This is a genomic window from Nostoc foliaceum FACHB-393, assembly GCF_014698505.1.
Lineage (GTDB): Bacteria > Cyanobacteriota > Cyanobacteriia > Cyanobacteriales > Nostocaceae > Nostoc > Nostoc foliaceum_A.
In genome coordinates, this window is sequence record NZ_JACJTD010000024.1 from 84,355 (window position 1) to 108,350 (window position 23,996).

The following is a 23,996-nucleotide window of genomic DNA, read 5'->3' on the forward strand; positions in this document are numbered from 1 at the left end:
GAAAACCCCGTTACTTCAGTACCGAACGACTGGAAGTCGTGGCTAGATAAACAAAGCCTGCCTCTGTAAGTTACTAAACCCTTGGTTTTCCGTAGTCTGCGTAGACAGAAAGTAGCGTTGATCTAGTTAAGCAGTATCTTTAGCCAGCTTTTAGCAATACCTATAAAATTTGCGGATTGATGACGGGTGTCTCTTCCTACCAAGTTTTCCCACAGATCATGCAAGGCAGTTATCGAAGCTTCAAGCAACTCAGGTTGATGATACAGTGAACTAGTATCTAAAGACGTCCTCACACTTCGACTAATCTCCAAGAATTGGTAAAGCTCAGGGCGAAGAACTTTGAACCGGGAAGAGGGAAGCCAAGCTAGTTTATCAGCAATAGCAGCAATATCACCTGGGGTTTTACAACTGTTCAAAGCCGACATAGCGATACTATTCAATGTTTGAGCAGCAAATTCTTTTAGGTTAGTTGAGGTGATGAGGTATTCAATGGCTAGGCGACTGGCAGCAGGATAGTGACGACAGACCTCTAAAATTAAATCCAGAGTTCGGTGGAGCCGGAGTTTTTCTAACTGATTATTAGTAAATACTGTAGTCATAATTGCAGACCCGAAGAGTACAAGCGCGGAAGGAACTAGCGGTAACCACCAACCATAGAAGAAAGCTAAGTAACAACTACCGATGAGGCTAGATACTAGAAGAATAAAACTAAAGACAGACCAACCAAGAAAACGAGATCGCCAAAAGAAAATACTTCCGAAACCTGACCAAACAAAAATCCACAAGTTTTCTACTGGATCTGACCAGACGTTGAGTAAAGGTCGTCCTTGGAGAGCAGATGAGATTAACTCACTGATAAAATAAGCTTGCAATTGAATACCAGGTACAGGCTTTGCCGTACCTATTAGATTGCTGGAGTAGGGAATGAATACAAAATCCTGGAGACTGGGTGCGGTGGAACCAATGAGTATAACCCGATCTTTGATTAAGTTTTCTTTGACTTTACCAGCCAGTACATCTCTCATCGATACTTGGCGAAAACTACACAATTCTCCAGATAAACTTTGACATTTGGGTTTGGGAAAATTGGTCAAAATTTGGTAGCCTCTAGAATCAGCTCCCACATAAGCACCATCATTAGCTTCAAATTGAGAAAACACTGCCTTACCCAATTGCAAATACTCAGGATTGCTTTTTGCTTTGGTAGGAGTAATTCCCTTTGACTTTAAATACAATAAAGCCAACTTCAGGGCAAAACTTTCGTGTACCTGACTTTTAACGTGCCAGTACAACAAGCTGCGACGCACTTTACCATCAAGATCATACAGCACGTTGTTAAAGCCCACTTGATCCTGATTCAGTTCCGGTGGAGGCGAAACATTAATGTTTTTATTTTTGTCATTTGCCAGTAGTTCAATACCAATCAAGTTGGGCATTGACTTATAAGCATTACGCAGTTCTTGATTACCAGGCTCTACTGGCAAATTTCTGTAGATATCTAAGCCAATAGCACGGGGTTTGTGGACGTTTAATTTTTGCAACAACTGAGCAATTTTTGTATCTGGAATTGGCCACGAACCAACTTCGTCTAAATAGGCTTCATCAATCACTACGATAGTAATACGCTCTTCTGATGGTTCATTTGGACGTAAGCGAAAAAATTGATCCAAGGCTCCCAATTCTAAGAACTGTAATAACCCAACAGATCGTAGAATTACAACCCAGCTTGTAAAGCTCATGGCTGCAATAAATGCTTCCCATCCAGGCAAAATTGATCGAGGCGATGGTTCTTGCTTTGCTATTTCTTGAGCTTCAGCCAGTATCTGGTTAGCCTGTTCAACAAGACTTAGCTTTTCTTCACTGAGTTTTCTTTGCTCTCTTTCTTTTGCCAGTTCTGCTATCAACTCTTTTAACTTCGGTTCCTGTTGCTGGCGAATAAACAAAGCTATGTAGTCATGCACCAGTTGATAACGGTCAAAAGGATTCTCTGGTAACAAAACCACCAAACCAGATTTGACAAAAATCTCCAACACCAAATCTAATTTATTGCTATTTGTGGTTGCATCTGCGACTAATGCTTGCAAATCTCGTTCCAACTCAGCGCGAGTCTTGAGTGGGCGAGTTCCTTTTTTATCAGTGAGCAAATACAGTAATAATTCCGCCACCTGCTGATTTTCAACACCGCAATCATTAACAACTTCATCCAAATAGCGCTTAACCAGTTCTTCTTTAGTGCCACGCTGCTGATATTCTGCCAGAGTTGTAATATTCTCCGTTTGCAGTTGCGCCCCCACTACCTGCAACTCAATGGGACGCACTTCACCTAATTCCCCGGCTAAATCTTGCACTAGTTGTTCAACTAAAGCAGGTTGTAAGTGAAAATTAGCTTTCTCTGTTAAACGCTGGATAATTAACTTCGCATCATTAGGCGAGAAGTTCCCCAACTTGTAAAGCACATTATTACTGAGAATGTCATTGCCAATAATCTTCAGGCTAGGCAAATCATTGCACTCTAGCAAGTAATGGATATAATCTACCCGCAGCGATAAGATAACCTTCAGCGATAGAACATTCAAACATTCTCCCAGAAACTCAAAGAATTGCTTCCTTTGGGCTGGTTCGGTGTAAACAAAGAAAAATTCTTCAAATTGATCAAAAATTAGCACTGTGCGGAGGTTGTGCTGTTCGTTTTCGCGGAGTTGGGAGAGGAGGGAGTGGGGAGTGGGGAGAGACGCGATTAATCGCGTCTGTACAAAGTGGGGATTTTGAGTATTTGAGGTCGAAGTTCCGAGTTCAGAGGTCGGAGTTCCGAGTTCCGAGGTCGGAGTTCCGAGTTCCGAGGTCGAAGTTCCGAGTTCCGAGGTCGGAGTTCCGAGTTCCGAGGTCGAAGTTCCAAGTTCAGAGGTCGGAGTTCCGAGTTCCGAGGCTGAAGTTCCGAGTTCCGAGGCTGAAGTTCCGAGTTCAAAGGTCGAAGTTCCGAGTTCAAAGGTCGAACGTTGAGGTTTTGAACTCAAAACTTGAAATTCTAACTCTCCCTTGTCCCCTTGTCCCCTTGTCCCATTGTCTCCCTCATCCCCCTCATCTCCCTCATCTCCCAAAAGCCGCCCCAATTCTTCCACCCAGTTGGTGTAAACGCGCATTACCACCGGCAAATAATCTTGAGTACCGATTGCTTTATTCTTTAAAGCTGGTACAAGTCCCGCATTCACCAGGGAACTTTTGCCAACACCTGATTCTCCACAAATTACTATCAACTTTTTGTCCGGGCGACCCATGCGTTCAATTAAGCGTTCTACATCTAATTGACGACCAGATGCGGCAATTTCTGGGGCGATGCTATCTTTATTGTCAATCCTTAAAGTTACAAGACCTTGTGCCCCTAACTCTTTTGTCGCTTGCAACCTACCAGCACCGATAAACGCCCGCAAACCAAATTGCTGCTCAACGGAACGCTGCTGCTGCTTCATTTCATAAGCTTGGAGATATGCTTTTTGCTGAAAGTAAAACTTTTGCAAATAACTAAGAATCTTCAGATAAAGTCTTAAATCTGTCAGTGGATTGCCGATATCTTTTGCAGCTTCTAAGTTACGAATTGCCTCTTGGTACTCACCTAAATGATCTTGAGAACGAGCCAAAATAAACCGATAGAGACTCAAATCATTGGAGACAACAACCTTTTGTGCTGGTAGGATTGCAACGCTGGACGCTCCTACATTCAAGGCTTGCTGTGCAAATTTATTTGCTTGTAACCAGCGTTCTTCAGCTAAAGCTACCTCAGCTAAAAAACCATAATCTTTTGCTAATTCTATGGGTTTATTATTAGCTTTATGTATTTCTAATGCTTGTCCAGCCAGATTTTTTAAATGTTGCCACTCTTGTAAATCACGCAGTACAACCCCAAATTTGAATATGGAATCAGCAATTAAATCTGGACGTTCAGCCTGACTCAAAAAGCTAATATATTCAAGAATATAATGCCGGGTAGCTTGCCAATCTGGATGAGTAATATCTTCATGTTGAAGAGCTTTGAGATAATAGCAAAAAGCAGTATCACCGAGGGTTTTACCCCATCGTTCTATATTGTTAAGCTGCTGCCAAAGCGCCAAAGCTAGTTGATAATGTTCCAGCGCCAGATTGATTTTATTATTAACCTGTGTTGCCAAACCCAACAATGATGCTAAATTAGCTTTTACCTCTTGAGAAACCTGTGCATCATCTAGTAATTCTCTCTGGGCTGCTGTTAATTCTGCTTCTAAGACGAAATAAGCATCTAGATTCAGGGTTAGAGTATTGCTAAAATATTGCTTGGCCAGTTGTTGGAGTAAAGTTATTAAATCATCTTTAGCGATCGCAAAATTCTTCGTAATCGCCCAACTCTCTAAATCAGGAGCCACCTGTATCAGTTGCTTGTAGATTTCATCATCTATCCACAACACCAAAGGAAAAGCAAAATTCTTGCGAAATTCCTCCCGCACCTGATTAGCAGAAGTTAACATCACTGCCAAATTCTGCACTGTCTCCAAACCCACAACCATCACACAAGCTGGTACGTCCTCCCCAAATTCCTCCCGAATCGCAGTATAAAGAGTCCTGCGAGATTCCTGCACCACCAACAGCCGGATTTCGACTTGACAAATTTCACATAATCTTGCTATTAGGCGATCACGCAAGCTGGCATAATTACACCGTGCCAAAATCAGCTTAAACTGCCCCACACTCCCCTCAATCCCCCAAGCCAATTGTTGCAGCGAGCGAGCGTTGTTTACAAGGTTATCTTTAAGTGGGTGCGGTGAATCGGTCATAGATAGGTTAATGTGACATACTCGTACAATGACTAATGACTAGGGACTCATGACTAAATCGGCGGGCGGCTATCTCCTTTCCACCCTTTGAAGAAATGGGATCACCGCCGATTTTTTTGAGTTTTGCCCGTAGTGTTGGGCTAAGTAAATTGATCGGCGGTTTTTGACTAGCAATACTACTAGACTTACTGTATGTAAGGTAATATGTTACATTACTTTTGCTAGATGTCCTGCATATGTGATTTTGGTATTCTAGGGATATGATGTTGCTCGATGCGATCACCTACGGTGGGCGGTTACGCCATCGCAAAAAGTACTGCTAAATAATTGTAATAATATTTAACATGAGTCTAGGTTGTGTAATTTAGATTAACTATTGCAGAGAAATTCTCAGAGAGTTAGTAGAATGACAAATACAAGGAGGCAACTATTTTATGGATTAGTTACTCTAGAACTGTAGACTATGTTTTCAGTCCTGAGTTATTTCCGTATTTTGCCTCTGAGGCATACCAATCAAGACCACACCAAATCATTCATTAAGAGCTCCCACAAATCATAATGCCTGTGATTGAGAAGAAAAGAACTCGCGATCTGCCCCAAATTAACGAACGAATTCGCTTCCCGAAAATTCGGGTAATTGACACTGACGGTGCCCAACTGGGAATTATGCCCCCACAGGAAGCACTACAACTAGCAGAAGAGAAAGAGTTAGATTTGGTGCTAATCAGTGACAAAGCTGACCCGCCAGTTTGTCGGATTATGGACTACGGGAAATATAAGTTTGAGCAGGAGAAAAAGGCGCGGGAAGCCCGGAAAAAGCAGCACACAGCTGATGTCAAAGAAGTTAAAATGCGCTACAAAATAGAAGAACACGACTACAACGTGCGTGTTAAGCAAGCAGAGCGCTTTTTGAAAGATGGTGATAAAGTCAAAGCAACTGTGATGTTCCGGGGTCGAGAAATTCAACACAGCGACCTAGCAGAAGATTTGCTAAAGCGAATGGCAACGGATTTGGAGCCATTTGGTGAGCTTCAACAAGCGCCTAAAAAAGAAGGGCGAAACATGATGATGCTCATCTCCCCCAAAAAATAATCTTCTAACTGTATTAATAGACCAAGTTTGAAAATCCCCTCGCTTTTAGCGAGGGGATTTTTTGATGTTTAGTTAGGATGCAACATGCGCCCAAAGCCCTGAGGTTGTTTAAATTTATCTAAAATCGATAGTCCTGAAGGTTGAGTGGGAAACATAATACTCAGTTGCTCAGGACTTTTGCTATTTCCAGGAGACGAGGGATGAGGGAGACAAGGAGGACAAGGAGACGAGGGAGACAAGGAGGACAAGGAGGACAAGGAGGACAAGGAAGTATTTTCTTCCCCTGCTCTCCCTGCTCCCTGCCCCCCCGCTCCCAATTACGCGGTGACACTACCAGAAACTAAAACTGCATGGAACTGAAAAATCACTGGTTGGCTGCAAATAAAGGTGCTCTAACACGACTACTACAGTGGGTGAATCTCCGGCCAGAAGAGAGCGAACGAACTCAGTTAATGTTTGTTTTTTACACTACTGTATCTGTAGGATTACGGTGGGCAGAGGACAGTACGGTGGCACTGTTTTTGGATGAATACGGGACAAACCTACTGCCGTGGATGTATATTGCCAGTGCCATTATGAGTGCAGGACTGGTTTTTTTATACTCTTGGCTACAAAAGATTTTTCCCTTACGCAGAGTGATTGTGGCGATCGCACCTTGCATGTTGATGCCATTGGTTTTATTAGTTTTCTTGCGTTGGGGATCGCATTTTTCCTACCTGGCAGTCATTTCAGTATTTCTGCTACGGCTATGGGTCGATGCCCTTTATGTGGTCAATGACCTCAACACCTCCATCGTCGCTAACCAACTATTTAACATTCGGGAGATTAAGCGCACTTACCCACTGGTGAGTAGTGGACTTTTGGTAGCGGATGTGATCAGTGGCTTTAGTTTGCCTTGGCTAGTGCAATACGCCTCGCTAAATAAGATCATCCTCATCGCTTGTATAGTGATTTTATTAGGGTCGGGAATTCTATTCTATTTAACTCATCACTATCGAGCAGCGTTTCCTGAAACCCCACAAAGACTAATTCCTGAAGAACAAGCTTCACGACAGCGTTTCATTAAAAGTCCGCTGAAGCGCTATGTTTGGCAATTGTTTGCCTTTGTGGGTTTGTTGCAAGTCATTGGGTTGTTAATAGATTTTCAGTATCTGCGCGAACTCCAATCCAATTTGGGCGACCGAGAACTCGCTAGCTTCTTAGGTCTTTTTGGTGGAATGTTGGGACTGTGTGAGTTGTTGTTGCAGTGGTTTATTTCCAGCCGACTCATCGAACGGATGGGGGTATTTTTCACAGCTACACTTTTACCAATCACCGTAGGCTTTTTATTACCAGGTGTGCTGGTATTCTTCCATTTAATTCCCGCCATCCAATCGCAAAGCTTTTTCTGGGGTCTGATAATTGTCAAATTTTTCGATGAACTGCTGCGCTACACCTTTGTCATGAGTAGTGGCCCCATCTTGTACCAACCGATTCCAGAAGCAATTCGTAGCCGGATGCAGACTTTATCAGGCGGAACCGCCGAAGCGATCGCTACAGGTTTGACAGGAGCGTTAATTTTTGCAACTCTATTGTTTTGTGGGCGGTTTGTACCTGTACCACTGCAAAAGTGGGTGTTAGTAGCAGAAACAATGCTGATAGCTGGCACCTGTTTAAAAGTAGTTTGGGAATTGCGATCGCGCTATGTTGAACTGTTAGTCTTAAGTGTGGCACGAGGTCACCTGAGTGCAACCAATGTAGGCTTAAAATTCTTCAAGCAAGGAGTAGTCAAAGCTTTAGCAGAAAAAGGCAGCGAGGCTGATAAACGTTCTTGTATTGAACTTTTAGCCCAAATTGACTCTCAAGGAGCGGCAGAAGTTTTAGCACCTCTACTAGTCAAGTTAACCCCAGATTTGCAGCGCCAAAGTTTGGAAGTAATGCTGATAGGAGGTGTAAATCCTGCTTATCTACCCGCCATCCGTCCTTTGTTAGAAGAATCCCAAGAAACTAACCCCGAAGTTTTTGCCTTGGCGCTGCGCTACGCTTGGCTGGCTGAACCAAATCCCAACTTAAGCCTGCTAGAAGGATACCTGAACCCCCGGCAAAACTCACTCATCCGTGCTACCGCCGCCGCTTTAGTCTTACGCCAAGGAACGCCTATGCAAAAAGTAGCAGCTACCCAAACTATGCGCCGGATGCTAACTCATAAGCAAGAACGGGAACGGGTAAATGGAGTCAGAGCACTCAGAGAAGCAGTTTATTTGCAGGCGTTGCGGATTCACATCCCGAATTTATTACAAGATGAGTCTTTACGGGTGCGCTGTGCCGTATTGGAAATGATTGCAGCAACCCATTTAGAAGAGTACTATTCCGCACTGATTGCAGCACTTTATTACAAATCAACCCGCAGTACAGCAATGTCAGCCCTAGTAAAATTGGAGAATGAAGCTGTAGAAATGCTATTGCGGTTGGCTACCAATACTTACAAACCAGAAGTAGTGCGGATGTACGCGTGGCGTACCATTGCTCAAATTGGCACCCAGGAAGCATTGGAGACTTTATGGGAAAACCTAGAAACATCTTGGGGTACTACTAGGGATCATATTCTTCGCAGCTTACTAAAAATACATAAACAACCAGGAATTACAGGTTTAGTGGATCGATTTTATGAAAGTCGGGTAGAAAATTTAATTGGGCAGGAATTAAAATTTTTAGGCGAGATTTATGCCGCATATATTGACTTCAAAACACTAGACGAGAAAGAAAATTATCAATCTAGTGAGAGAATTGTGATCGTCTCTGAGTTATTGCAACGTGCCCTTTTAGAATTAGAATTGGATGTCAAAGAGCGGCTGCTACTGCTATTGAAACTGCTTTACTCACCAGAAAAGATGCAGGCAGCAGCATTTAATCTGCGATCGCTCTCAGTGGTAAACTTAGCGCGGGGGTTAGAAATCTTAGAGCATACCGTAACTTTGTCTTCAAAGTCTTTATTGCTGAATATTTTAGATAACCGATCGCAGCCAGAAAAATTGCAACATCTTGTAGAAGCCAAGATCGTAGAGTATGAGAATATGGTAGTTAGCGATCGCCTCCACAGATTGCTGATGTTGGGTAACTTCCTTTCTGACTGGTGTTTAGCTTGCTGTTTTCATTTTGCTCAAGTGACTCGCATCCGGCTGACAAGTTCCGAGATTTTAGTGAGTTTGCGTCATCCAACAGGCTTTGTTAGGGAAGCTGCGATCGCATACTTACATATGGTTTCACATCGCGTTCTCCTGCAAATCCTCCCCCAATTGCAAAAAGATCCACATCCTTTGGTCGCCGCTCAAGTTAAAGAGTTGCTCGAAAAATATCAGTTTAAAAATTACAGTTGAAAATACCTCCGCTCAAATAATTTTGTTTATTTCTATTGTTGCTAAGACATTTAAAATTAAAAAACATCCAATTGCTGTAGAAGCAGGGCAAGCCGAGGGAGCAGAATTCATAACAAATGCTCAATCACTAATGACTATTTTGTTAACCTATAAAGTGAAGTAAAAATTCAAAGAATATTAGGAAGATCCATGTACGTACTCATAGGTGGAGCCGGTTTAGTGGGCTTAAGTTTAGCGCAGAAACTAGTAGAACTAGGACATACTGTTGCCGTAATTGACATTGACCCTACCGCTTGCCGCTACGCCCGTGAACAAGTGGGAGCAATGGCTTTTGAAGGTAGTGCTGTGAGTACAGAAGTATTGTTAGAAGCTGGAATTCGCAAAGCCGGCTCCTTGGCAGCTGTTCTCAGAAGTGATGCCTTAAACTTGGCAATGGTAACTCTTGCTAAACACTACGGTGTCCCCCATATTTTGAGCCGGATGCGCCACCCCGATTTTGCCGAACCGCTACGTATAGCTGGAGCTAACCACATTATCAGTACTGTTGAATTATCAGTTTCCACAATGGTGAATGCCATTGAGTATCCGCAAGTAGAATCAATGATGCATTTTGAGCAGGGACAGATTGAGGTTCTGAAACTTTCCATCCCCAACAATTGCTATGTTGCTGGTCGTAGCGTTGCCGAAATTGCTCAGGATTCTCGATTTCCTAGTGGTTCGCTAATTATTGGCTATCAACCCCATCCCCACGAAGATTTGATGATTCCTAACGGCAGTACAATACTTGAACCTCATTCAACTGTGCTAATTGTGACTAAACCAGGATGTTTACATCAAGTCATTGATTTTATTGAACAAAGATGTTGAGCGCAGTTCCTATCTAAACACTTTATTAAGTGTGGTTAGTTACACATATATAAACAATTTGCGTAAATAGTTTTGATGAAGCAGTATCCACATCTTTATTTAGCGATCGCTGTTATTTTCCTTGCATCTTGTAAATCAACAAATATTCCACCCAAGTCACAACCCGATGCAATTCAAGCAACCCCATCTCAAAAAATAGTAACACTGGATCAGAATTTTAAGATAGCAAGCAGTCAAACTGTTTATGTTCCTGTCTATTCACATATTTATCATCACAATCGCCAGGAAATTTTCGAGTTAGCAGTTACGCTCAGTATTCGGAATACAGACTTAACCAATCCTATTATTATTACTTCTGTGCGCTACCATAACTCCGATGGGAAATTAGTTAAACAGTATTTGGAACGTCCTATTCAACTTGATGCACTAGCTTCTACAGCTTTTTTTGTAAATAGAAATGACACCAGCGGAGGTTTAGGAGCAAACTTTATTGTAGAGTGGGTATCCCAAACAGAAATATCCGAACCTATAGTGGAGGCAGTCATGATTGGTACTGACTTTCAACAGGGAATTTCTTTCATCAGTCCTGGTAGGGTAATTAAAAAAATTCGTAATCCGTAATTACGAATTACGAATTACGAATTACGAATTATTTTAATCATCTTCTAACTTCAGCAATTGTTCATCAAGAGTTTGTATCCGCCCGCGCACAATTTCTTCTGAGAGAATTCGCTTCCGCATTGCCTCATTGAGCGCTCCTTTTTCTGCCAGCAGTAAACGGCGGCGAATGGCATCAAGTTTAGTGCTGTTGCCACTTTTGCCTTCCAACTCATCAGGACGACGATTATAAAGTTCCCGGAGTGTCTTTTCTGCACCGGCAATTCGTACCTGATAAGCTGAACGCATCTCTTCATAAACAGCTTTTGGTAACACCCCTGATTTCAACAAGCTATCTAATTCATCTTGCGCTGCCTTACCCGTCATCAACTGGGCTTGCAATTCTTCAACCTGTTGTTGAGCTTCTGAAAATTTAGATAATTTTAAGCGTTTTACCACCCAAGGCAAACTTAAACCTTGTCCAACTAACGACACCAGCACACTACCAAAAACTAAAGCGATGAGGATATCTCGCCCCGGTAATGTGGTGGGTAAACTCAACGCCAGAGCCATTGAGAGCGAACCTTTGATGTTACCTAAAAAGAGTAGATGTTGCCAGCGCAATGGAATTGGACGGTCAATCAAACGAATCCCTGCTAGTAGAGGATAGACTGTAAGAACTCGCCCGATTTGATAAGCCAAAACTGCAAATAGAATTGCAGGTAAAGTTCTCCAAAGCGTTACTAGGTCTATTTCTACACCAATTAGCAGAAAAATAAAGGTGTTGACGGTAAAACTGGCATATTCCCAGAAACTCAACAAGGTGATGCGACTAGAAGCAGAAGTATTGCGAGAAAGGCCTAAATTCCCGAAAATTAGTCCCGCTACAACTACGGCTACAGCACCCGATACACCGAGAAATTGCCCAACCTGAAAAGTTCCTAATGCAACTGCGACTGTCAGTAAAAGACTGCCAAGAGCATCATCTAAACGAGCGAATATGGGTATACTCAAGTAGCCCAAGACTAAGCCTACAACGCACCCTCCTAGAGAGATAAATAGCAGTTGTTGGATTCCCTCTATAAATGTGAGTGAGCCTGTTGAATATACTTGCAAAATCAGGTTGAAGGAAACTAGGGCGGCAGCATCGTTAAATAGGGTTTCTCCTTCAACGATGGTGGAAAGCCGAGAGGGTACTGGTATTTCCTTAAAAACGGCAATCATGGAAACAGTATCAGTGTTTGCCAGAATTACTCCTACAAATAAGGCAGGTATCCAACTCAGCCCCAGCCCAAATTTCAACAGGGCGGCAATAATAGCTCCAGAAAGCACAGCCCCTGGCCCAGCCAGCAGGGCAATTGGTTTAAAGGTGCTGCGTAGGCGGCTGACATCTGTATTAATACCAGCTTCAAAGATAAGAATTGGCAGGAAAAGATTCAAAACAAGGGTTGGATTTAAACCAATCGGCCGAGACAATAACTCAGTGATTGGCAAACCTGCTAATACTAAACCTGTAACATAAGGGATTCGTAACCGCCGGGATAGTAGAGCTACACCTGTAGCAAGGAGTAAGAGAATAATTGAAACTTTGACTAATTGAGTTACATCCACTATTACGTTCTTAAAAGTTATCTTGACTTTACTGATGCTACATTAGCAACTTCAAGGTGTGGGTTCGGAACGTCGGATTTCTTCCACTTGACCAACTTCAAAAATTAGAGTGAATGGTTGCCCCATCTCTCGCTCAATAAATTCTTCTAATAACTCTACTTGGCGAGGTGTGACAGGCTCTCTTGCTCGGACACTCAAACGGACTTCTGGGGGATTTGTCAACCAGTTGGTATTACTGTTAAGCAACTGCAATCGTCCAAAGGTGACAGTTCGATTCAATAATGCCCGTCGTAAGCTGGTTTCTAGTTGCGCTTGTCTTACAAGTCGGGCAAAGCTGACTCCCAAGGGAATTAACAGGATAGCTGTCAAAGCCATAGTCCAAATTAGGGGTTGACGCGCCCGCGCCATTGAGGTGTAACCCGCTATTAAGAATGTCACCATACAAGAGAGGGCAATACCTAACAAGTTGGTGAGATAAAGTAGGGTTGCTCCGAAACTGAGTGACCAGTTTCCTTGCGCCAAGCCTAAGCCAATCACACAGATGGGGGGCATAAGAGCAACAGCGATCGCAGTTCCTGCTAAACTAGCAGAGATTTTCGTCTCAACTTTTGCGTAGCCACTGATACCACCAGCCGCTACCGCAATCCCCAAATCTAACAATGTTGGTCTCGAACGAGCCAGAATCTCGCTACCATATCTCGGTAATCCCACCAGCCAACCTAGAGTAAAGGCGATCGCTACCGCTAATATAGTGCCTAGTGCTACAGCAATTACGCCCTTGCGAAACAAAGTAATATCTGCCTGTAAAGCACCAAAAGCTAAACCGCGAATCGGCAACATCAGAGGGGCAATGATCATCGCGCCAATAATCACGGCCGCACTGTTGGACAATAAACCTAAAGTAGCGATCGCACAGGAGCTAACAATCAAAATTATGTAAGCTGAGTCTAGGGTTGATTCTGCCAGCAAGTCTGTTTGTAGCTGTTGGAGTTGTTCCGGTTGCGAACCCTGGCGGCGGAAATTTTTAAATCGGTCTCGAATGTTATTACCCAAGACCTTCCTCCTAAATACTCGGTTAACTGTCAAATCTTCATTCTTTGCTAATTTAAAGTCTTACATTGATCTGGTGTCATCTGAAAATAATCAGATGCGGATAAAGGCAAAATTATACCAGGAATTTTCTTATGGTGCTTGAATCAGCGATCGCTGAAGAAGTCATTACAAACAATCTCAAGCAGTTTTTGCTAGTACTTTCGGTGTCTCTAGGTGTAGCGACACTACCGCAGATATTTAGCTGGTTTCGCCATATACCTTACACCTTGCTACTGGTGATTGTCGGGTTAGGTTTGGCGTTAGTCGATGTCCGTTTAGTAACCCTTTCCCCGGAATTAATTTTGTTCATTTTTTTACCACCGCTGCTATTTGAAGCCGCATGGAATTTGAAATGGTCAGAACTGAAGCGGGATTTAGTGCCAATTTGCTTGTATGCAGTGTTCGGGGTGGTAATAGCGATCGCAGGGGTAGCGATCGCTCTCAATCAACTCGTTGGTATTTCCCTAACTACAGCTTTACTCATTGCAGCCAGCCTATCTGCCACTGACCCTGTTTCTGTCACCGCTTTGTTTCGTGAACTGGGTGTAGATAGTCGTCTTGTCACCTTAATGGAAGGCGAAAGCTTGTTCAATGATGGCATGGCTGTAGTTGCCTTTGGCTTTTTGGTGGCGTTATCTTTGGGAACTGTAGAATTGGAATTCCAGCCAATTTTATTGCAGTTATTTACAGTTGTTGGCGTCGGTGTAGCGGTGGGAGCTTTTATCGGATTTGGTATTTCCTACCTCACCCAGCGCTTCGATTTGCCCTTGGTGGAACAATCCTTAACTCTAGTTTCCGCTTATGGTACTTACCTGATCATTGAAGATTTAGGCGGTTCTGGGGTAATTGGAGTTGTGACCACAGGTTTGATTTTAGGCAACTTTGGCTCTCGTATCGGTATGAATCCCCGCACCCGGATTATTGTTTCCGAATTTTGGGAATTTCTGGCGTTCTTTGTCAACTCCATTGTCTTCTTGCTAATTGGCGACCAAATACGCTTTGCTAGTTTAGGCGAAAACCTGCAAATCATAATGGTGACAGTGGCAGCAATGATTGTGATGCGGGCAGTTGGTATTTATATTCTCAGCAAATTGAGTACTAGCATCACCAAATCGGACATTTCTTTACCAGAACAAACTATCCTATGGTGGGGTGGGTTACGCGGTTCCGTCTCCATTGCCCTGGCATTGAGTGTATCGACGATACTTCCAGAGCGAGAAAAAATCATTGCTACGGTATTTGGAGTAGTTTTATTTACTCTACTTGTTCAGGGATTGACCATCAAACCTTTGCTGGAAAAACTCAATTTGCTAGGTGATGCACCCTTGCGTGAGCAATATTTAGAATTCGTTGCCCGTCATGTAGCTTTAGAACGCGTTCTAGAACATCTCCAGGCAGACCAACGCCCCGGTATTGACCCAGAATTTCGCCGTTATCAAGAGACACTAATCAAAGGCGAACTTGCAGATTTACGGATAGAAATTGACAAATTACAGGGTGAATATCCCAATCTTCAGAGTTTTACAACTGAACAGTTCCGAGGAGAACTGTTGGCAATTGAGGCAGATACTTATGCAGAATTTGTCAGGTCTGGTCGGTTAAATAAAGAATTAGCATCTATGCTTGAGGATGTTTTGCAGAATAATCAATCTCATTGAAGAAGAATTCAGAAGCCAGAATTCAGCAATCTTAAGCGTGGAGTCTTGAAGGACTATATCTTATAGTAATAGGACTTACGCACGAGTTACGGAATCATGTAGACGCAAAGCGGCTTGCCGCAGGCTACCGCAGAGGGCACGGATAAATGAGAGTTTGATATCATGTCCGCTTAATTAGTTATTATTCAGGGCATCTATGCAAAAATCTTAAAACTCTCTTTCCCCCTGCTCCCTGCCCCCAGCGAGAAATGCGGTCTTAATGATAAGTCTTTTACCGGACATGATATGAGAGATATTTTGCGTAAGTCCTAACCAATTGTCTGCAAACTTGCACTTAATGATTGCTCCTTCTCCCTTCTCTACGAGACGCTGCGCAATGGCGTACTTGGCGGTTCGTTTAATAAATATTAAGTGCATCTTCGTAGCAAAATGGTATTAACCAAACCGCATTTATACTATTTTCCCAATTCCACAAAAAAAGCCGGGTTTTTTAAGTTTGATAGCGAAAAAACCCGGCTTTCTGTTATATCCTTACTAGAACCCGATAACTCCCGGAATCTCAAGGACAAAATCTGCCCCATATACAGATGCAGGAGTCTGGAATCCTACCTTAACTTCGCCTTTAATTACCCGTTTGATAACTGCTACAGCCGCCAATGCCGTAAAATCGTATGCTTCCGGCCCCAAGAGCTTTGCAGTTACTTGTTGACCAGTTTCATCTTCAGCAATACCAATTACTCTAACTTGACCTTTGGCTCGTTCTGCCGCCGTTGGCCCAGTGGGTAGAGTTTTAATTAGACTTGCTAAAGCACTTTGGAATAAAGACGAGTTAAATAACCATCCCAAATACTGGCTCGACTCCATCAGGAAGCGCACAGGATTAGGAAATACGGTATAAACCTCAATATTGGGAATACCCGTAGTCTGAAACGCAGTAATAATATCAGCACGCCAAGGGTTTGTTACTGCTGTTACCGGCCCATAACCAAAATCAATTTTACGCTTTTTCCATGCTGGTCTAGATGGGATGAGCTTACCTGCTTCTCGAATTACCCCCATGTGATGTAAAGTTGGCAGTACAGTATTTGCCGTTCCTTGAGATACACCCCCTACTGTTTCATAGACTAAAATCAGTCGTGTTGCCATCGCTAACTTATCTTTGAGATAAGCAGCTACACAATCAGTAGGGACAACCCCAAATCCCACACCAGGGAGAAGCATTATCCCTGCACTTTTAGCCTTAGTATCTCGTGCTTGTAGCACCTGAAATTCAGGTACTTCGCCAGCTATGTCTAAATAATGAGTTTTAGTTTGGAGACAGGCATCGACAAGTGGCTTTGAGGTTTTGGAGAAAGGCCCAGAGCAGTTGATGACAGCGATTATATCCTCAAGAGAGCGAGCGATCGCCTGCGGATCATCTAAGCCAAAAACCCGAAAGTCCAAACTTAATTCATTGGCTACTGCTGCCAGTAAACTTTGATTACGTCCAGCCAAAATTAATTCCAGTCCGTTATTTTTAGCTGATGTAGCAATCAGTTTTCCAGCATAGCCAGTTGCACCATACAATAACACCCTTGATGTCATTATTATCACCAGCTAGGAATTGTTCACAATCTGCTGCCATAACCTGACATCAGGTGGTTCAACCAAAAATTGTCCTGACTTTTCCCCCAAAGCTTTAATATACGGCTGCTCTAGGTGTTGAGCTAAAATTTCCTGGCTAACCCAGTTTTCATGCAACAGAAACAAAGATGGATCTTCAACAGATTGATGTAAATCGTAATTAATACAACCTTCTTCTGTAAGGGTAAGAGCTATTACGGGTTGGAATTCCTGCTTGAATTTATCCTCTAAACCCGGCTTCACTTTTAGTCGAGCGGTGACGGTTACTTGCTGATTTGACATTGTTATTCCTCTTTTCTGGAAAACTAACTTAAGTCTGGAAAACTAACTTAAGTATTGATGCTGTTAATAATTTGCGAAGGCTTAAGGTAGTTATAAGGTATGGGACGAGTTTGATTTCTGATGTCTATCTGCCGTTCTATTTCATGCAAATTATGTTGGAATTGCACCACAATTTCCTGCGCCAATGGATCAGCAAACTCCTCATCATAAAAACCTAATTTGTCATAATGAAACGATGTTAAAATCTCAGTCCACATCACCTGATCGGCAGCTTGTTTAAAGGGAGGAAGTATCTTCAAGATAGTTTCCAAGTCCACACCCTTAGTTTCTGGAATTGGGTGGTAGGCTGCATAGGGCATATTGGGTACGAAAGCCATATATTCGTACTGAGAAAAATTCAAAGCAGAGTGTAGAGGAGCGCAAGTGAAGACTACTACACTAATGATTTCAATTAGTTGTTCTAGAGTCTCAATCTTGGCTGGCATTCCTTTGACCCTACCACCATCTTGGGCAACTAATTCCCTAGCCCAATTTTGCAATTCATAGTCATCACTGAGATCCTGTGAATTTTTGTAATAGAGTTGCAAGTATTCAGCCACAAACTTTTCGACGGCATTCCAGATTAATATGCCATCGTCCCGGAAAGGAAAGTGCGGTAAAATTGCTGGGTCATCTGTTTGACGACTTTTTATTAACCGAGGAAAGGTAAACTTTTCTACACTCCATTCTTCATAAGCCTTCGCCACAAATCCAACAGATTCTGCCAATGAACCTGCCATAAACTCATCAACCGGCCCACCAGGCTGTAAAAACTGAGTGCGTCCCAAATCGTTATCAAATAGCATGAAACGGAAATGGGGTTTTAACAGTAAAGCGATGGGATGATTTTCTGCTAGTTGCCGCGCAGTGACAATCGCGAACGGAGCCATAACTGCATGGGTATAAGCGAAATGACTACCCAATTCTTGATGGTTGCCATCAGCAATTTGGACGCAGGTTTTTGCCAAAAACCAATCTAAATGGGGGTCATCTGGTGTATAAATCAGGCTATTTGTGCCAGAGTCATGATTAATCTGGATAGCAACAGGCACTAGAGAACAGCCATTATGACTATCATTACTTTGCCAGTAAAATAGAGCCTGCGGTTTGGGAAGGTACTTTTTAATATTATTGTAGACACCACCTTGAATATCAGAGAGCAAAGGGTAATCTAAGAAATACAGCTTACCTTCCTTGAGTGCCTTTTCTAAAGTAAATTCTGTACCTGCAACCTTCTGAAAATGGTAATCAGTTACAGCAAAATTATCAGGCAATACATCAATTCTTCGGATAGCTAATGGGTTTGCTCCAGAGAGTCGTTGTTCAGCAAAACACGAGTCTGTTTTGTAATTCTTTATGACATCGGGTTTTGATAGTAGTGGCAAAAGGTCTTCATATTCTTCCAATTCATCCAGCGGATCTAGGAAGTTTCTGGTTTTGGCAGCCAACATATTTGGTACCAAAGTTGCCATACTTGCCAAGCGTTTAGCAGTATATTCCGCTGAAAATATTTCCTTGTGAGGCACTTTATCGATTACTGGAATAGGAGCCAGATAATCATAATTAAAATTGTACTCTTCTCGATTTTTATCGAGCGAACTTGTTCGATAACTACTATTTGGATCGTTCTGCGGTAAGTAGGGTTTCATAATTATCTCCAATTCAGGTATTTATGATTTGGTAGTAAATCATTAACATCAGAACGTTGCTAAATCATTTTCTTATGATTTATTCCCCAGTTTAATTACAGGGTTTTAAGATATTCAATCAAAGCTTTTTTATCTTCACCAGATAAATCAGTTCCATAAACATGCCCTTGATTGGAATTAGCAGTTACGGTTGTATCGTATTTAAAACCTACAGCCTTGGCCTCATCTCCCTCAGTAATAAAGCCAACTTTTTTTGGATCGTAGACATCATATCCTCGATAAAAAACCTGAGGACGATTTTCTGGTTTTTCTAACAAATCTTGTAGAGATGGGACTGAACCATTATGTAAATATGGCGCTCTTAACCACAAACCATCTAGGGAAACAGATACATACCCATTAGTTTTGCGTAAGTTTTTAAAGTCCCAAGGGTAGCCATCACCAAAATGATTGTAAGTATCTGCTCCTTCCTGTGTCCACATATCTAACCGATGGCGGTCAGTTCCCACTTCTTCCACAGGGATGACAGTACCTGTTCTTTCTCCACCAAAAGCGTGACAAGATGCACAAGTATTAGCAAAAATTTGGCTTCCTTTTGTAGCCACTTGCTCATCAATAGCAAATGGATATTTGGGAGGTGGTAGTTCTTGAATAAAATCTTCTACCCGCTGTAAATCAGCTACAGGAAGTGATTTTTTGGTAGCACCGTCACCAATTGCTCCAGTTTGAACAGTTTCTGTTAGTGAAGTTTCTAAACCATCCCAATGGAGAGCAAACCCTTTGTGCATCTTTTGATTCCAAAGAGGCATCATATCAGAGTTGCCGATAGTGTTATCTTTGGGCAACTTTAAAGTATTGAATTTAACCGGGTTAAAAGGGTCAATTCGACCAGGGCCCCAGTTAGGACGGGAATCTGTCCAACTATAGTCTTCTTTTTGTTGCAGCAGCGCTTTCTTAGTTTGAGGAATTAGCACATAGCGATAAAGTAAATTTTCTAACCAAGAAAGCCGATAGTTATATTTGATTTCATCAAGGATATAATCTGCCGTAAATCTGGAATCACCAGCACTTGCACTCAAAAATCGTAAATAGCCTTGTGAATCAAACTTATTAGCAGGGGCTGCGGCGACAATTGTGGGTTTATCTTTCTCTGTTTTTCTATAGGTGGCGGTATGGCAAACAGCACAAGTTATACCGACACGAGGGAAGCCGATGGTTTTTTTTGTAAAGCCAACTGGCATTTCTTTACCCTCTTCCCATGTGATTCCCAAGGAAGTATAACCACCTGGTCCTGGTAACTTATCAGGGAATATTCGTGGTAGTACCATCCAAATCCAATAGGGAACACCTTGTGCTTCTTCTGTGCCAATAGAACCATATTTAAAGTGTTCTTCAGGGGATTCATAATAAGTGGGAACCTCTCGAAAAAGGTTATACCATCCCACATACCCTACTACACCAACTAAAAGGATCACAACTAAAACAATGCTTGTGATTACCCTACCTATTTTATCTTTGAGTATTGTCATGGCACTCTCTTGCTCCTTTGCAGAAGAATCTATTTGTAGTGCAGGCAATATACCCACACTAGGCTAGAGATAAAATTAGGAAAATTGCTTTACTGGAGTTGTAGCAATGGCGTTTTGATTACGCATTGCTAGTGTCAGAAAAATTAATTCGGCTAATCCAAAAAACAGGTCTACAAAGGCAATGGATAAAAAGCCTTTATCTTGACCAAATAAAAATACTGCACAAATAAAAAACGTTGATCCAAAAGCTCTTGAAGGAAATATTGATATCCATGCTGTTGCCTGATATCGATATGGATCAATTGCTCCAGGGATATAAAATGCACTAATAATAAATAACAGCATTCCCGCAGCACGCACCCAGATAATTGGCACAGGTATCTGCATGTGGAGGAACGTCAGCATTAGCTCTGGAAAGAAGCAAGAGGGAATGACAAAAAACATATTAACAATAATACCGAGCCAAGTAATGCGACTAAACCATTTCGCGTAAGTATTCATTTTTCTCCTTTTAAAGCTTCTTCATATACTCAACTAGTGCATCTTTATCTTCTGTGGGAAGATCAGTGCCGTATAAGTGGCCACTGTTACTATTTCCAGCCTTTGTTGTATCGAACTTAAAGTATTTTTTACCGTTTTCTCCACCTACATCAGACACAAAGCCAACTTTTTCTCTATCGATCACGTCATAGCCACGATAGAATTCTTTAGGTCTATTTTCTGGTGTTTCTAGCAAATCCCGTAAGGTGGGGACTGAGCCATTGTGCAGATAAGGGCCACGTAACCAAACACCATCAAGAGGCATATTTGCATAACCATTCGTCTTGCGGAAATTTGTAAATCGCCACGGATAGCCTGTATACAGCGTATTTTGGTTAGACATCGTTTCGTAGGTATATGAATCGAGACGATGGGGGTCTGTCCCAATTTCTTGAATTGGTACAACTTTGCCTGTATGAGCGCCACCAAAAGCATGACAACTAGCGCAATTACTTTCAAAAAGCTGTTCTCCCTTCGCTGCTATAGTTTCGTTAACTTCGTAGGGATATTTTGGTGGTGGTAGTTCCCAAAGCCAATCGGCAACTCGCTGAATCCGAGGTAAATCAATTGTTGTGGGTGTGACTCCGGTGCCTAAAGCTGCACTCTTATTACGTTCATCAACGGAAGTATTATTACCATCCCAATGTAATTGCAATCCCTCGCGCGGTTTTTGGTTCCAAACTGAGGGGAAATCAGAAGTACCAATAAGTTCATCCTGACGCAATTTATCCATTGGGAAATGGAATTGAATTGCTTTATAAGGATTAAAAGTATCTACTCTTCCTGGCCCCCAATCTGGTTGTTCTTCAACAAACTTAAGCCGAGATGCCTGATTAATTAGCGCATCTCTAGTTTGAGGAATTGCAATGAAGCGATAAAGTAATTTTTCAACGGGATTTAGACCACCACTAATTTTTTCTATTTCTGGCAACATCCGATTAGCAGTAAAGCGTTCATCCACACCAACTGCTGATAAGAATTTGATATATCCCTGCAAATTAAGCACATTAGCAGGCATCGTGGTGATGACTTGATGTTCGCTATTGGGGGTATCTCGTAGCGTCCCTGTATGACATACAGCACAATTCAACCCAACTCGATCAATAAAGACTCTCCGTTGCGAAAAACCTATAGGTAAATCTTTGTCAGGTTCTTTGATAAATCCCAGAGAAGTATAACCTTTTCCAGGTAATTTATCTGGAAATAACTCTGGTAAAACTTTCCAAACCCAGTAAGGGATGCCATTGATGGGTTCGCTGCCGATTGAACCATATTTAAAGTGGTTTTCAATGTCAGCATAATCTACTGGGGAGTTAGATAAAACAGGCCACAATAAAAAGACTGCTACTGCTACAACGCCCACAATCACAACCCAAATCCGCTTGAAGATACTCTTTATTCCCTTGAGTGGGATAGAAAGTAGGGTAGGGTTAGTTTGTTCAGTCATAAAACACTCCCTATATTGCCGAAATTATCTGTAAGCGAAATTGTCAATCTGATACCCATCGCTTTTTTACTTAGATGAATTTGCAAACTGAGTTGGATGAAAGACTGACATTACTTCTTCCATCATTTCTTCATAGCTATTGAAACGATCCTGCTCGTAACAACCTAAGGGGTTTTCAATTACATTTAACAGACATTTATTACAATAAGTACACGGTTTATCTGCAAGGTCTTTACCTTCTTTAAAGGATTTAACTAAGTCATTGTTAGCAATGAGGGTACGAGCCATTGTAACGCCATCGCAATATTTATCATTAATTGCTTGACGAATATAAGAAGCCTGCTGTAAACCACCTGTGCATAATACGGGAATATTAACGTGCTTTTTAATTTCTCTGGAATCTAGCAAGTTTCTGCCTTGGTTCTCTGCCAGTAACTGCTTGATTTTCGGGTCTTTTATATCATCACCACTAAATGCCTGGGGAGGCAATTGCTTTTTCACGCGGTTCCATAAACAATTGAAAAGTGGGTGTAAAAATGATTTGCGAAATAAAATGTAGTTGCGTGTGGTTTCAACGCCACTCGACAACATAGCGTCATAAGTTTTAGAAATAATATCAAAATTAAAATCACCAATGGGATTGAGTGGATGAGGAAATAAGCTACCAGTTGATACATGCACCCCATCAGCCCCAGCTTCTTCTGCCCATTTACAAACTTGGATAGAATCTTCTATGGTATTACCTGGCTTTTCCCAAAAGGTGACGGCGTTGTTATAGTCAACGGCACTAATTTTAAATTGCAAATGAAAGTCGTTGCCTACTTCTTTACGGATTGCTTTAATTACATCTAGCAAAAACCGCGCTCGATTCTCTAACGAACCACCGTATTCATCTTGACGGTCGTTGATTCCAGAACTGAGAAATTGGTTAAAAAGATATCCATTTGCACTGTGCAATTCTACTCCATCTAAACCTGCTTCACGGGCACGTCTAGCACCATCGGCAAAGTATTGAATTGTTTCTTTAATTTCTGCTAGTGTCATTGCTTGACACAAAAAGCCGTGGAATGGCTCAGTTTGGCTGGTAGAACTTAACGCTTTTTTTCCTAAGTTTTCTATACCGCCAATGTCTTGCTGTCGCCCAGAATGACTTAATTGCAAGATAAATTTACAGTCATATTCATGGACTTTTTCGCCTACTTTTCGCCAGAAAGGAATGCGCTCATCACAGTCAATGGTCGCGTAATTAGGCATAATTCGTCCCCGGATAGTGACTGGGACAAAGGAACTAATAATAGCCCCTACACCACCACGAGCAAACTTTTCTTCCCAGTTGATTCGGGCTTGGGTACCTGAACCATCATAGTTATCCCATCTTCCAGAAATACTAGAGCGAAAAATCCGATTTTTGACTGTGAGGTTACGGAATTTCAATGGCTCGAAAATAATATCACTTTCCATGTGTTCCTCTGTTTTTATTTTGTTGTATCGCCAATAAAATTAATTAGGTATGAGAATTTTCCTAGCACTAATAACCTCTCCAGAAGACTGCTATTTCCAATGTCTCTAGGATGGTAATTGTTTATGTCTACAAATCCACAGTGCAGGTTTTCGGATGCGAACGCCAAATATTAAGTTTTTGTTACTTAGATTTGGCTACCAAATTTCAGCATGGAAGTTTATCCTTATTGGTTTTTACAGTTATATAAAGTCTTTTGCCGTTTGTAAACCTACAGCATTAACCAACAAAATCTTAAAAAAAGTGAAAATTTTCGCCTTTTATTTCTCTTGAAAGGTTAAGGCAATCTTAAA

The 23,996-nt window shown here is 42.0% G+C and carries 15 protein-coding genes; 5 read left to right on the forward strand and 10 right to left on the reverse strand.

Annotated elements, in window-relative coordinates:
* Window positions 1–122: 122 nt before the first annotated feature.
* Window positions 123–4,802 (reverse strand): CHASE2 domain-containing protein, encoded by a 4,680-nt coding sequence (locus H6G92_RS39610; protein ID WP_242059246.1) that lies wholly within the window; start codon window positions 4,800–4,802, stop codon window positions 123–125.
* 558 nt (window positions 4,803–5,360) lie between these two features.
* Here H6G92_RS39610 and infC point away from each other — a divergent pair.
* The 4 genes from infC (at window position 5,361) to H6G92_RS20350 (ending at window position 10,738) form a co-directional block, all read left to right on the forward strand.
* Window positions 5,361–5,894 carry a translation initiation factor IF-3 gene (gene infC / locus H6G92_RS20335; RefSeq protein ID WP_012412604.1) on the forward strand — a complete coding sequence of 178 codons (534 nt, stop codon included), beginning with the start codon at window positions 5,361–5,363 and terminating at the stop codon, window positions 5,892–5,894.
* Between the two features lie 350 nt (window positions 5,895–6,244).
* The gene (locus tag H6G92_RS20340; RefSeq protein ID WP_190895407.1) at window positions 6,245–9,250 is read left to right on the forward strand and encodes an MFS transporter; all 3,006 of its coding nucleotides are present in this window, start codon (window positions 6,245–6,247) and stop codon (window positions 9,248–9,250) included.
* A gap of 189 nt (window positions 9,251–9,439) precedes the next feature.
* A complete protein-coding gene (locus tag H6G92_RS20345; RefSeq protein WP_190895408.1) occupies window positions 9,440–10,117 on the forward strand; it encodes a potassium channel family protein in 678 nt (225 codons plus the stop codon).
* Window positions 10,118–10,192: 75 nt separating this feature from the next.
* Window positions 10,193–10,738: a DUF3124 domain-containing protein gene (locus tag H6G92_RS20350; RefSeq protein WP_190895409.1), complete on the forward strand. Its 546-nt coding sequence runs from the start codon at window positions 10,193–10,195 to the stop codon at window positions 10,736–10,738.
* A 33-nt stretch (window positions 10,739–10,771) separates the two neighbouring features.
* Here H6G92_RS20350 and H6G92_RS20355 read toward each other — a convergent pair whose 3' ends face one another.
* Both H6G92_RS20355 and H6G92_RS20360 read right to left on the reverse strand, forming a co-directional pair.
* Entirely contained in the window at window positions 10,772–12,325 is a 1,554-nt protein-coding gene (locus H6G92_RS20355) for a cation:proton antiporter (RefSeq protein ID WP_190895410.1), read from the reverse strand.
* 51 nt (window positions 12,326–12,376) lie between these two features.
* On the reverse strand, window positions 12,377–13,378 hold the full coding sequence (locus H6G92_RS20360) for a DUF389 domain-containing protein (RefSeq protein ID WP_190895411.1): 1,002 nt from the start codon (window positions 13,376–13,378) through the stop codon (window positions 12,377–12,379).
* Window positions 13,379–13,509: 131 nt separating this feature from the next.
* Here H6G92_RS20360 and H6G92_RS20365 point away from each other — a divergent pair, with 131 nt between their 5' ends.
* The gene (locus H6G92_RS20365) at window positions 13,510–15,075 is read left to right on the forward strand and encodes a cation:proton antiporter (protein WP_190895412.1); all 1,566 of its coding nucleotides are present in this window, start codon (window positions 13,510–13,512) and stop codon (window positions 15,073–15,075) included.
* 534 nt (window positions 15,076–15,609) lie between these two features.
* Here the strand turns inward: H6G92_RS20365 and H6G92_RS20370 are convergent.
* The 7 genes from H6G92_RS20370 to H6G92_RS20400 form a co-directional block, all read right to left on the reverse strand.
* Window positions 15,610–16,659, reverse strand: a complete 1,050-nt coding sequence (locus H6G92_RS20370; RefSeq protein ID WP_190895413.1) for a saccharopine dehydrogenase family protein — start codon at window positions 16,657–16,659, stop codon at window positions 15,610–15,612.
* A gap of 12 nt (window positions 16,660–16,671) precedes the next feature.
* Complete coding sequence (locus tag H6G92_RS20375; protein WP_190895414.1) at window positions 16,672–16,980, reverse strand: putative quinol monooxygenase; 309 nt, start codon at window positions 16,978–16,980, stop codon at window positions 16,672–16,674.
* Window positions 16,981–17,027: 47 nt separating this feature from the next.
* A complete protein-coding gene (locus H6G92_RS20380; RefSeq protein WP_190895415.1) occupies window positions 17,028–18,668 on the reverse strand; it encodes a lipoxygenase family protein in 1,641 nt (546 codons plus the stop codon).
* A 95-nt stretch (window positions 18,669–18,763) separates the two neighbouring features.
* The gene (locus H6G92_RS20385; RefSeq protein WP_190895416.1) at window positions 18,764–20,197 is read right to left on the reverse strand and encodes a c-type cytochrome; all 1,434 of its coding nucleotides are present in this window, start codon (window positions 20,195–20,197) and stop codon (window positions 18,764–18,766) included.
* Between the two features lie 75 nt (window positions 20,198–20,272).
* Window positions 20,273–20,698 carry a hypothetical protein gene (locus H6G92_RS20390; RefSeq protein ID WP_190895417.1) on the reverse strand — a complete coding sequence of 142 codons (426 nt, stop codon included), beginning with the start codon at window positions 20,696–20,698 and terminating at the stop codon, window positions 20,273–20,275.
* A gap of 10 nt (window positions 20,699–20,708) precedes the next feature.
* Window positions 20,709–22,184 carry a c-type cytochrome gene (locus H6G92_RS20395; RefSeq protein WP_190895418.1) on the reverse strand — a complete coding sequence of 492 codons (1,476 nt, stop codon included), beginning with the start codon at window positions 22,182–22,184 and terminating at the stop codon, window positions 20,709–20,711.
* A gap of 66 nt (window positions 22,185–22,250) precedes the next feature.
* Window positions 22,251–23,645 (reverse strand): NADH:flavin oxidoreductase, encoded by a 1,395-nt coding sequence (locus tag H6G92_RS20400; RefSeq protein ID WP_190895419.1) that lies wholly within the window; start codon window positions 23,643–23,645, stop codon window positions 22,251–22,253.
* Window positions 23,646–23,996: the final 351 nt, after the last annotated feature.

Bases quoted from the DNA above. Each gene is read 5' to 3' on its own strand.
- H6G92_RS39610 (WP_242059246.1), bottom strand. From the start codon at position 4,802: ATGACCGATTCACCGCACCCACTTAAAGATAACCTTGTAAACAACGCT.
- infC (WP_012412604.1), top strand. From the start codon at position 5,361: ATGCCTGTGATTGAGAAGAAAAGAACTCGCGATCTGCCCCAAATTAAC.
- H6G92_RS20340 (WP_190895407.1), top strand. From the start codon at position 6,245: ATGGAACTGAAAAATCACTGGTTGGCTGCAAATAAAGGTGCTCTAACA.
- H6G92_RS20345 (WP_190895408.1), top strand. From the start codon at position 9,440: ATGTACGTACTCATAGGTGGAGCCGGTTTAGTGGGCTTAAGTTTAGCG.
- H6G92_RS20350 (WP_190895409.1), top strand. From the start codon at position 10,193: ATGAAGCAGTATCCACATCTTTATTTAGCGATCGCTGTTATTTTCCTT.
- H6G92_RS20365 (WP_190895412.1), top strand. From the start codon at position 13,510: ATGGTGCTTGAATCAGCGATCGCTGAAGAAGTCATTACAAACAATCTC.
- H6G92_RS20370 (WP_190895413.1), bottom strand. From the start codon at position 16,659: ATGACATCAAGGGTGTTATTGTATGGTGCAACTGGCTATGCTGGAAAA.
- H6G92_RS20375 (WP_190895414.1), bottom strand. From the start codon at position 16,980: ATGTCAAATCAGCAAGTAACCGTCACCGCTCGACTAAAAGTGAAGCCG.
- H6G92_RS20380 (WP_190895415.1), bottom strand. From the start codon at position 18,668: ATGAAACCCTACTTACCGCAGAACGATCCAAATAGTAGTTATCGAACA.
- H6G92_RS20385 (WP_190895416.1), bottom strand. From the start codon at position 20,197: ATGACAATACTCAAAGATAAAATAGGTAGGGTAATCACAAGCATTGTT.
- H6G92_RS20390 (WP_190895417.1), bottom strand. From the start codon at position 20,698: ATGAATACTTACGCGAAATGGTTTAGTCGCATTACTTGGCTCGGTATT.
- H6G92_RS20395 (WP_190895418.1), bottom strand. From the start codon at position 22,184: ATGACTGAACAAACTAACCCTACCCTACTTTCTATCCCACTCAAGGGA.
- H6G92_RS20400 (WP_190895419.1), bottom strand. From the start codon at position 23,645: ATGGAAAGTGATATTATTTTCGAGCCATTGAAATTCCGTAACCTCACA.